Genomic DNA, 10,214 nt, shown 5'->3' on the forward strand with positions numbered 1-10,214 from the left:
GCCGCCCGGCCCCCCTGCCCCTTCCCCGGCCCCCCCCCGCCGGGGGGGGGGCGGGCCCCCCCCCCCCCGGGGGGGGCCCCCCCCCCGGGGGCCCCCCCCCCCCCCCCCCGCGGGCCCCCGCGCTCCTCTTCCCTGCTCCCCCGCGTTCCTCCGGTCCGTCGTCCCGGACCGGTGCGCGAACCGGTCCGGCCCCACGAGCGTCCACGCCGGGTGCTGGGGTGTGCACGGAGCGTGCACGGACCGGCTCGGCTACTCCTTCGGCCGAACTGATGCGGCCGTACGGGGAGTTGATGCGGCCGTACCGGGAGTTGATGCACCAGGTGGCCCGCAGGCAGCTCGACCACCTGGAGACGCTCGCCGAGTGAGCGGGAACACGCGAAAGCCCCCCACCGTGGTGGAGGGCTTTCGTCTCGTGTACCCCCGACCGGATTCGAACCGGCGCTACCGCCTTGAGAGGGCGGCGTGCTAGGCCGCTACACAACGGGGGCCTGGATCACGCGTTGCCGCAGATCCTGCTGGTCTACCTGGACTCGAACCAAGACTAACTGAACCAGAATCAGTCGTGCTGCCAATTACACCATAGACCAATGATGGTTTAGACCAGTCAGTACCCCCGACCGGATTCGAACCGGCGCTACCGCCTTGAGAGGGCGGCGTGCTAGGCCGCTACACAACGGGGGCCTTGGCGATCCTCACCCGGCGGTGGCCGGGTGTTGTCACCGTGATGACAGCGGGAGCTACCCTGACTGCCTTCGCGGGATGGATCTGTACCCCCGACCGGATTCGAACCGGCGCTACTGCCTTGAGAGGGCAGCGTGCTAGGCCGCTACACAACGGGGGCTTGCGGATGTGTGATCCGCGGTGCAGATGAGCTCTGCGAGCTGGCCTACCTGGACTCGAACCAAGACTAACTGAACCAGAATCAGTCGTGCTGCCAATTACACCATAGGCCACTGGAACGCAAGCCCCGGAGGGGATCTTGTTCTAGCTGTGCGCCTGGGGTTCCGGCCTGGTGACCGGCGCCCCGCGGCGCAGGAAGAACATTACCCGAAGGAGGACGGGGCTCCAAAACGAGTATGGGCGCCGAGGACGGCCGGGAGTTCGGCCAGCGACGCGATACGGCGCGGACCCCCGGGCGGCTCGACGGCCGCGTGGGTGCCGGAGCGGTTGATCCACACCGACAGCAGTCCGGCGTCCGCGGCGCCCCGGCCGTCGATCTCCGGGTGGTCGCCCACGTACGCCACCTGCCGCGGGGGCAGCTCCAGCGCCTCGCACGCCGCCAGGAAGGCGCCCGGCTCGGGCTTGGAGACGCCCAGCTCGGCGGCGCAGAGGATGGCCTCGAAGCGGTCGTGCACCCCCAGCACGCGCAGCTTGCGGTCCTGGACGTGGAGGCTGGAGTTGGAGAGCACCGCGTGGCGGTGGCTGCCGGCGAGGGCGTCGAGGACGGGCAGCACGTCCGGGAAGAGGCTCCAGGCCGACTCGTAGTGCGTCACATAGCGCCGGAACCAGGCGTCGGCCTCTTCGTCGGTCATCTCCCGTCCCAGGAAGACCCGGGTGCGGTCGCGCCGCTGCGTGACGAAGTCCACTTCCCCGGCGGCGAAGCGCGCCCACTGCTCCTCGGTGATCCGCCGCCAGCGGGCCAGGGCCTCGTCGGCCGACCCGGGGCCGGCGAGGAGTCCCTCGGCCGTCAGGTGCGTCCGCATGCCCTCGCGGTCGGCGGTGGTGTAGTCGAAGAGTGTGTCGTCCACGTCCCAGACGACGGCCCGGATCACCATGCCCCCGACCGTACCCGTCCCGCGCGGGGGCGGGCAGGGGCTCCCGGGAGCGGACGGGGGCGCCCCGCCGCCCGGTGCACACGCGTCGGGGGCGGCAGCCGCACCGGCTGCCGCCCCCGACCGGGTGCGTGCGCGGACTACGCCGCCGTGAGCTTCGCCAGGGCCGCGTCGACGCGGGCCAGCGTCTTCTCCTTGCCCAGGACCTCCAGGGACTCGAAGAGCGGCAGGCCGACCGTGCGGCCGGTGACCGCGACGCGGACCGGGGCCTGCGCCTTGCCCAGCTTGAGGCCGTGGGCCTCGCCGGCGGCCAGGACGGCCTCCTTCAGGGACTCGGCGGAGGACCAGTCGGCGGCCTCCAGCTTCTCCCGGGCGGTGCGCAGCAGGGCGTCGGAGCCCTCCTTCATCGCCTTGTTCCAGGATGCCTCGTCGAAGACCGGCTCCGGCAGGAACAGGAAGTCGACGTTGTCGGTGATCTCGGAGAGCACCTTCAGGCGGGTCTGCGCGTGCGGGGCGACGGCCTGCCACTTCGCCTCGTCGAAGTCCTCGGGGGCCCAGGGGGCGTGCGGGGCCCTCAGCCACGGGCGGCAGCGCTCGGCGAAGTCCTTCACGTCGAGCATCCGGATGTGGTCGGCGTTGATCGCCTCGCACTTCTTGAGGTCGAAGCGGGCCGGGTTGGGCTGCACGTCGGTGACGTCGAATGCCGCGACCATCTCCTCGACCGAGAAGACGTCCCGGTCGGCCGAGAGCGACCAGCCGAGCAGGGAGAGGTAGTTGAGCAGGCCCTCGGGGAGGAAGCCGCGCTCCCGGTAGAGGTTGAGCGAGGACTGCGGGTCCCGCTTGGAGAGCTTCTTGTTGCCCTCGCCCATCACGTACGGCAGGTGGCCGAAGGCCGGGGTCCCCTTGGCGATGCCCAGCTCGGTCAGCGCCTTGTAGAGGGCGATCTGGCGGGGGGTGGAGGAGAGCAGGTCCTCGCCGCGCAGGACGTGGGTGATCTCCATCAGGGCGTCGTCGACCGGGTTCACCAGGGTGTACAGCGGGGCGCCGTTGGCCCGCACGATGCCGTAGTCCGGGACGTTCTCCGGGAGGTAGGTGATCTCGCCGCGGACCAGGTCGGTGAAGGTGATCGTCTCGTCCGGCATCCGGAAGCGGACGATCGGCTCGCGGCCCTGGGCCCGGTACTCCTCGACCTGCGCGTCGGTCAGCTCACGGCAGTGGCCGTCGTAGCCGGAGGGCTTTCCGGCGGCGCGGGCGGCCTCGCGGCGGGTGTCGAGCTCCTGCTGGGAGCAGTAGCAGCGGTAGGCGTGCCCGGCGTCCAGCAGCTTGGCCGCGACGTCCCGGTAGAGGTCCATGCGCTCGGACTGGCGGTACGGGGCGTGGGGGCCGCCGACCTCGGGGCCCTCGTCCCAGTCGAAGCCCAGCCAGCGCATCGCGTCGAGCAGCTGGGCGTAGGACTCCTCGGAGTCGCGGGCCGCGTCGGTGTCCTCGATGCGGAAGACCAGGGTGCCGCCGTGGTGCTTGGCGAACGCCCAGTTGAACAGGGCGGTGCGGACCAGGCCCACGTGGGGGTTACCGGTGGGCGAGGGACAGAAACGGACGCGTACGGGAGACGAGCCGGGTGCGCTAACCACGCTTGACAACCTTGTTGGTGAGAGTGCCGATGCCTTCGATGGTGACGGCGACTTCGTCGCCGACGTGGAGGGGGCCGACGCCGGCCGGGGTGCCGGTGAGGATCACGTCACCCGGGAGCAGGGTCATGGCCTCGGAGATGTTGACGACCAGGTCCTCGATGGAGTGGATCATCTCGCTCGTGCGGCCGAGCTGACGCTGGGCGCCGTTGACCGTCAGCTGGATGGTCAGGTCGCCGGCGGCGGCGAGGTCCAGGTCCGTCTCCACCCAGGGGCCGAGCGGGCAGGAGGTGTCGAAGCCCTTGGCCCGGGCCCACTGCTTCTCGCGCCGCTGGACGTCGCGGGCGGTGACGTCGTTGGCGCAGGTGTAGCCGAAGACGACGTCCTTGACGCGCTCGCGGGGGACCTCGCGGCACATCCGCCCGATGACCACGGCCAGCTCGGCCTCGTGGTGCACCTCCTCGGAGAAGGAGGGGTACTGGATCTCGTCGCCGGAGCCGATCACCGAGGTGGCGGGCTTGAAGAAGGCGAAGGGGGCGTCGGGGACCTCGTTGCCCATCTCCTTCGCGTGCTCGGCGTAGTTGCGGCCGAAGGCCACGACCTTGTTGGGCAGGACCGGGGGCAGCAGCCGGACCTTGCCGAGCGGGACCCTGGTGCCGGAGAGCTCGAAGTCGGCGAACGGGATGCCCTTGATGATGTTCAGGACGAGTTCGTCCTGCCGGTCGCCCTCGACAGCGCCGAAGGCGACGTTCCCGTCGATGGAAAATCTGGCGATGCGCACGGGATGCCTGTCCCCTTGACTGAGCCGGCTGGAGTCTGACGCCCCAGGCTAACGCGGCGGGGGGCCGGTTCCCCACGCACAGCGACGGGCGCCCCGCTGAACGAGGGGCGCCCGGTGTGCGTACTGACCGGTGTCGGTGTCAGTGCGCGGCGGCGGCCGCGACGGGGATCTCCATGAGGACGGTGCGCTTGGGGTTGGCAGTCCGGGCCGGGAGTTCGACGGTGTGTTCCAGCTGGGCCGGCGTCTGCAGTTCGTCGGCGCCGTCGAGGTGGGCCAGCGTCGTGCGCCGCGGGTTGGCGATCTTGTGGAACATCGTCGTCGTCTTCACTGTTTACTTGACCCTGTTCTGCTCGTGGGCGCCCACCGGGCCCGAAGGGCCCCGGTCAGGGCGCGGGTTGACGGATTTGCCATCTCTGTAAAGCGCCAGGCTAAACATTCAATTCCCCGCCGACGGCGGCGGGGCGCCATGATCCGGGTGTGAGTTTGCTCACGACGTGAAGGGCATTTCGGTCATTCCGGACCGCCACCCCCTTCCGTCAAAACGGACATTCGACACCTGAAGCCATCATTCCGCTCCCGATCATGGCGACTGGGACACTCGGACCTCTCGGACGACTCGCGGAGATGCGTCCGTTCTGCGCCGAATCCTGGTCCACGACTGGTGATAGCTCACTCACTCGGTGTCACGTATGTCACGGCTCGGTTCACGGGCCTTGTTGGAGATCCTGCACTGTGCTGGAATTCCTCGGACCGCCGCAGGATCGAGCCGGCGCACAGGGGGCGCACCGACGCGCCGAGTGGCGGCGAGATGGGGGAACCCGCGCCGGTCACTCACGACCACCACGGGGGCGTATTCAGGGCGCCCCTATGACGCCGACACCGTGCCTCACCGTTCACGCGGAGAGGTGCCTGGTCCAGAGGTTGCGACGCTAGTGCAGGGACGTTTCAAGAGGGATGGCAGCGCTTCGGCGGAGCCGGAGCCGCACGGCGGGACTGGCGCCATGCCAGGCAGCTCCTCGCCCCAGCACGCCCAGATTCCGGGCCGGCCCGTGTCCGGCGACGGCGGCGACCGCCCCGGCGCGTCCGCGCCCGGGGGACCAGCGGATTCGGCACCGGCGCGGCCGTCGAAGGAACCTTCGGGCCCCGGGCCGCGAATAGCCCTGCGCAACTGGCGCATCTCCACCCGACTGGTGTCGCTGCTCGCGCTCCCGGTGGTCGCGGCCACCTCGCTGGGCGCCCTGCGCATCAACCAGTCCATGGACGACATCCAGCAGCTCGACAACATGAAGCTGCTGACGGACATGACCAAGCAGGCCACCGAGCTGGCCGCCGCGCTCCAGGAGGAGCGCGACCAGTCGGCCGGCCCGCTGGCGCACGGCGCCAAGCCGACCGACTTCTCGGTCAAGGGACACCGGGAGAAGACCGACCGGGCCCTGAAGAACTTCCTCGACAGCTCCGAGCAGATCGACCGGGCGAGCGACGACGGCAACCTCCAGGGCGTCCGCGAGAACCTCGTGCAGATCGCCGGTCAGCTCGGCGACCTCAGCAAGACGCGCAACGCTGCGTACGCGCAGGAGCGCAACGCCACGCAGACCGTCGAGGCGTACCACCGCCTGATCGAGAACCTGGTCGATCTCTCCCAGGACATGGCGGAGGCCACCAGCAACCCCGACATGATCCAGCGCACGCGCGCACTGGCCTCGTTCTCCGCGGCCAAGGAGTACGCGTCGGTCCAGCGCGCGATCCTGGCGGCGGCGCTGCCCGCCAGCAACACCACCTTCGGTGACCTCTCGGAGAACGACCGGCTCTACGCCGAGTCGGCGCAGCAGAGCGAGAAGAGCGAGACCGCGGCCTTCAAGACGGTCTACGGCGAGGCCGACGCCGTCGACCTGCTCCTGCCCATCACCGAGGGCAACAGCACCATCCAGGCCACCGAGACGTACGCCCGCCGCGCCCTGACGAACAGGGACGGCCTGAAGACGATGGACAAGCGGTCCTACCGCGACTGGCTCGACGACAGCGGCACCAAGATCCTCCAGATGAAGAACATCGAGCACACGCTGCTCGAGGAGATGGAACAGAAGGCCCGTGAGCTGCGCAGCGCCACCGAGCGCGACGCGATCATCTCCGGTGCGCTGATCCTGCTGGTGCTCGGTGTCTCGCTGGTCGGCGCGTTCGTCGTGGCCCGCTCCATGATCCGCTCGCTGCGGCGCCTGGAGGACACCGCGACCAAGGTGGCCCAGGAACGGCTGCCCGAGCTGGTCAAGCAGCTGTCCGAGTCCGACCCGCAGGACGTGGACACGTCCGTGGAGTCGGTCGGTGTGCACTCCCGGGACGAGATCGGCCGCGTGGCCGCGGCCTTCGACGACGTGCACCGCGAGGCGGTCCGCCTCGCCGCCGAGCAGGCCCTGCTGCGGGGCAACGTCAACGCGATGTTCACCAACCTCTCGCGCCGCTCCCAGGGTCTGATCCAGCGCCAGCTGTCGCTGATCTCCGAGCTGGAGTCCCGCGAGGCCGACCCGGACCAGCTGTCCTCGCTGTTCAAGCTGGACCACCTCGCCACCCGCATGCGCCGTAACGGTGAGAACCTCCTGGTGCTCGCGGGTGAGGAGCCGGGCCGCCGGTGGACCCGCCCCGTCCCGCTGGTCGACGTGCTCCGTGCCGCCGCCTCCGAGGTGGAGCAGTACGAGCGCATCGAGCTGTCCTCGGTGCCGACCACCGAAGTGGCCGGCCGGGTCGTCAACGACCTCGTGCACCTGCTCGCCGAGCTGCTGGAGAACGCGACCTCGTTCTCTTCCCCGCAGACCAAGGTCAAGGTCACCGGTCACGCGCTGCCCGACGGCCGCGTCCTGATCGAGATCCACGACACCGGTATCGGCCTGTCGCCGGAGGACCTGGCGGCGATCAACGAGCGGCTCGCCTCGCCGCCCACCGTGGACGTCTCCGTCTCCCGCCGCATGGGTCTGTTCGTGGTCGGCCGGCTGTCGCAGCGGCACGGCATCCGCATCCAGCTCCGCCCGTCCGACTCCGGCGGCACGACCGCGCTGGTCATGCTGCCCGTCGACGTCGCCCAGGGCGGCAAGAAGCCGCAGGGCATGCCGGGCCAGCAGGGCGCCGGCGGTCCCGCCGCCGCGGCTGCGGCCGCCGGTGCCGCGGCGGCCCGGCGGGCCACCGGAGCCGGCCAGCCGCAGGGTCCCGCCCTCGGCGCCGGTGCCCCCGGCGGCGGCCGGCTCGGTTCCGGTCAGGGGCCGCGGCCCGCGCTGCCCGGCCGGGACGGTGCTCCGGGCGCGCCGCGCGGACCGCAGGGTCAGCCCGCTTCTTCCGGCCCGTCGCTGTTCGAGCAGGGCGGCGCGCCCTCCGCGCCACAGGGCCGCCCCTCCCCCGCCGGCGCGGGCGCCGGTTTCGGCGGCCAGGCGCCGGGCGCCCCGCAAGGGCTGCAGGCCGCGGGCCAGGGCGGTTCGCAGGGCCAGGACGCCTTCGGCGGCCGTGCCCCGGTGCCGCCGCAGCGCGGCAAGGGCAACGCCGAGCGCGGTCGTCGTCCGCAGTTGCCGCCGCGCGGTGGCGCGCGGGCGGAGCTGCCCGGCGGCGATCAGCAGCAGCCGCGGGTGCCGAGCTGGAGCGACGAGAACGCCCAGCCGCAGGTACCGCCGCGCCCGGCGCACGACGCGCCGCGCGGCCACGACGAACCGGACGTGACGCGCACGGCGGCCATGCCGCGCATCGACGGCCCCGGCACCAGCCCGCAGCACACCGGCCAGTTCGCCCGGCCCGGCACGAACGGCGGCCAGAACACCGGCCAGTTCGAACGGCCCGGTGCGGACGGCGGGCAGAACGGCGGCCCGTACGTGCGGGGTGACGTCTTCGGCGGACCGGCGGACCAGCAGGGCCGGCCGACCCCGTCGCAGACGGGTCAGTTCCCCGCCCCGCAGGGCTACGACAACGCCTCGACCGGCCAGTTCCCCGCGCCGGGCCAGGGCGGCGGCGCCCCCGGGCGGCACGCCCTGCCGGAGCGGCAGGGTGCTGCGGACCCGGCGGCCACCGGCCAGTTCGAGCGTCCGCAGATGAACGGAACGCACGGGTCCGACCTCGGCGCCCCGCGTCCGCCGGCCCCGCAGCAGCGGCCGGTCCGGCGCGAGCCGGAGGCCCTGCCCCCGGCGACCGGTCCCGGCGACGGCCGTACCCCGCTGTACGACACGCTGGAGACCAACTGGTTCCGCGGTGGCGGCCGCCAGCAGCAGGAGCAGGGCGACGCCCCGGCTCCGGCCGCACCGCAGCAGCAGCCGCAGGGGCCCACCGGCCCCCAGCGGTCCGAAGCGACCTCCTGGCGCAGCTCGCCCAACGACGAGCTGGTCCGGCAGGCCGAGCGGGTCCGGCAGCCGGCCGCGGGGGGCGTCACCACCTCCGGCCTGCCGCGCCGGGTGCCCCGGGCGAACCTCGTCCCGGGGACGGCTCAGCAGCAGTCGCACCAGAGCGGTCCGCAGGTCTCCCGCGCACCGGACGACGTGCGCGGCCGGCTGACCAATCTTCGTCGGGGTATCGCACAGGGGCGTCAGGCCGGATCCACCCAGACCGGCAGCTTCCCGCGGCCCACTCACCAGCAGGAGCGTTAGTTGAGCCCGATGAGCCAGGCGGCACAGAACCTCAACTGGTTGATCACCAACTTCGTGGACAACACCCCCGGGGTGTCCCACACCGTCGTCGTGTCCGCCGACGGACTTCTGCTGGCACTGTCCGAGGGCTTTCCGCGCGACCGCGCGGACCAGCTCGCGGCCGTCGCCTCGGGACTGACCTCCCTGACGGCCGGTGCCTCCCGGATCTTCGAAGGCGGCGACGTGGCCCAGACGGTCGTGGAGATGGAGCGGGGGTTCCTCTTCCTCATGTCCGTCTCGGACGGCTCGTCGCTGGCCGTCCTGGCGCACCCGGAGTGCGACATCGGCCTCGTCGGCTACGAGATGGCGCTCCTGGTCGACCGTGCGGGCGCGGTCCTCACCCCGGACCTGCGCGCCGAACTACAGGGAAGTCTGCTCCACTGATCGGCCCGGCACCACCCGTCTCACCAAATCACCGTCCGGCCGCCACATTCCCCCCACCGGCCCTGTTCAGACGGCTTGACCGACCGACTTGCTGTCCCGCCCGGAGGATTCATGACCCCGCCCACCGCCTCTCATGATCCGTACGCGGAGCCGTACGAGGACGAGGGCGACCAGCCGCTGGTACGTCCGTATGCGATGACCGGCGGCCGGACCAGGCCGCGCTATCAGCTGGCCATCGAGGCACTGATCAGTACGACGGCCGACCCGGCAGCGCTCATGGGACTCCTTCCGGAGCACCAACGGATCTGCCACCTGTGCCGAGAGGTGAAGTCCGTCGCCGAGGTGTCGGCGCTGCTGAACATGCCGTTGGGGGTCGCCCGGATCCTGGTGGCGGACCTCGCGGAGGCGGGACTCGTCGCCATCCACCAGCCGGGCGGCGACGAATCGACCGGCGCCCCGGACGTGACACTGCTCGAAAGGGTGCTCAGTGGACTTCGCAAGCTCTAGTGGAGGGACGGTCTCCGAGAGCCGTTCCACGACCTCCGCGAAGATCGTGGTGGCGGGCGGCTTCGGCGTGGGCAAGACCACGTTCGTCGGCGCCGTCTCGGAGATCAACCCGCTGCGCACGGAAGCCGTCATGACGTCTGCGTCCGCAGGCATCGACGACCTCACCCACACCGGGGACAAGACGACCACCACGGTCGCCATGGACTTCGGACGCATCACGCTCGACCAGGACCTGATCCTGTACCTGTTCGGCACCCCCGGCCAGGACCGGTTCTGGTTCATGTGGGACGACCTGGTGCGCGGCGCCATCGGCGCGGTCGTCCTCGTCGACACCAGGCGGCTCGCCGACTGCTTCCCGGCCGTCGACTACTTCGAGAACAGCGGCCTGCCCTTCGTCATCGCCCTCAACGGCTTCGACGGACAGCAGCCCTACCAGCCGGAGGAGGTGCGCGAGGCGCTCCAGATCGGGCCGGACACGCCGATCATCACCACC

The 10,214-nt window shown here is 71.3% G+C and carries 8 protein-coding genes and 5 tRNA genes; 4 read left to right on the forward strand and 9 right to left on the reverse strand.

The window, feature by feature from the left end:
- Positions 1-415 precede the first annotated feature (415 nt).
- From ACIRPP_RS29040 to ACIRPP_RS29080, 9 genes are all read right to left on the reverse strand, one after another.
- Positions 416-488: transfer RNA gene (locus tag ACIRPP_RS29040), tRNA-Glu, on the reverse strand.
- A gap of 27 nt (positions 489-515) precedes the next feature.
- A tRNA-Gln gene (locus ACIRPP_RS29045) sits at positions 516-587 on the reverse strand.
- Between the two features lie 21 nt (positions 588-608).
- Positions 609-681 (reverse strand) — tRNA-Glu (locus ACIRPP_RS29050).
- Positions 682-768: 87 nt separating this feature from the next.
- Positions 769-841 (reverse strand) — tRNA-Glu (locus ACIRPP_RS29055).
- 40 nt (positions 842-881) lie between these two features.
- Positions 882-953: transfer RNA gene (locus ACIRPP_RS29060), tRNA-Gln, on the reverse strand.
- A gap of 90 nt (positions 954-1,043) precedes the next feature.
- Entirely contained in the window at positions 1,044-1,775 is a 732-nt protein-coding gene (locus ACIRPP_RS29065; protein ID WP_403648801.1) for an HAD family hydrolase, read from the reverse strand.
- Positions 1,776-1,912: 137 nt separating this feature from the next.
- Entirely contained in the window at positions 1,913-3,403 is a 1,491-nt protein-coding gene (gene gltX, locus ACIRPP_RS29070) for a glutamate--tRNA ligase (RefSeq protein ID WP_403648803.1), read from the reverse strand.
- Positions 3,396-4,181 (reverse strand): fumarylacetoacetate hydrolase family protein, encoded by a 786-nt coding sequence (locus ACIRPP_RS29075; RefSeq protein ID WP_403648806.1) that lies wholly within the window; start codon positions 4,179-4,181, stop codon positions 3,396-3,398. The genes gltX and ACIRPP_RS29075 overlap by 8 nt, the downstream gene beginning before the upstream one ends.
- A 139-nt stretch (positions 4,182-4,320) precedes the next feature.
- Positions 4,321-4,509 carry a hypothetical protein gene (locus ACIRPP_RS29080; RefSeq protein WP_403648835.1) on the reverse strand — a complete coding sequence of 63 codons (189 nt, stop codon included), beginning with the start codon at positions 4,507-4,509 and terminating at the stop codon, positions 4,321-4,323.
- Between the two features lie 604 nt (positions 4,510-5,113).
- On the opposite strand from ACIRPP_RS29080, the gene ACIRPP_RS29085 reads away from it, so the two are divergent.
- The 4 genes from ACIRPP_RS29085 to ACIRPP_RS29100 all read left to right on the forward strand — a co-directional run.
- Positions 5,114-8,791 (forward strand): nitrate- and nitrite sensing domain-containing protein, encoded by a 3,678-nt coding sequence (locus ACIRPP_RS29085; RefSeq protein WP_403648809.1) that lies wholly within the window; start codon positions 5,114-5,116, stop codon positions 8,789-8,791.
- Between the two features lie 9 nt (positions 8,792-8,800).
- Entirely contained in the window at positions 8,801-9,214 is a 414-nt protein-coding gene (locus ACIRPP_RS29090) for a roadblock/LC7 domain-containing protein (RefSeq protein ID WP_030231800.1), read from the forward strand.
- A 111-nt stretch (positions 9,215-9,325) separates the two neighbouring features.
- Positions 9,326-9,721 carry a DUF742 domain-containing protein gene (locus ACIRPP_RS29095; RefSeq protein WP_164334572.1) on the forward strand — a complete coding sequence of 132 codons (396 nt, stop codon included), beginning with the start codon at positions 9,326-9,328 and terminating at the stop codon, positions 9,719-9,721.
- Positions 9,702-10,214 (forward strand): GTP-binding protein (locus ACIRPP_RS29100; RefSeq protein ID WP_403648813.1); only part of this gene is annotated, 513 nt, incomplete at its 3' end. The genes ACIRPP_RS29095 and ACIRPP_RS29100, both read left to right, overlap by 20 nt.

It is taken from the genome of Streptomyces sp. NPDC101219, from assembly GCF_044767675.1.
In the GTDB taxonomy this organism is placed as follows: Bacteria; Actinomycetota; Actinomycetes; order Streptomycetales; family Streptomycetaceae; genus Streptomyces.

Excerpts from the sequence above, each read along its gene's own strand:
- ACIRPP_RS29065 (WP_403648801.1), bottom strand. The coding sequence starts at position 1,775 with ATGGTGATCCGGGCCGTCGTCTGGGACGTGGACGACACACTCTTCGAC.
- ACIRPP_RS29090 (WP_030231800.1), top strand. The coding sequence starts at position 8,801 with ATGAGCCAGGCGGCACAGAACCTCAACTGGTTGATCACCAACTTCGTG.
- ACIRPP_RS29095 (WP_164334572.1), top strand. The coding sequence starts at position 9,326 with ATGACCCCGCCCACCGCCTCTCATGATCCGTACGCGGAGCCGTACGAG.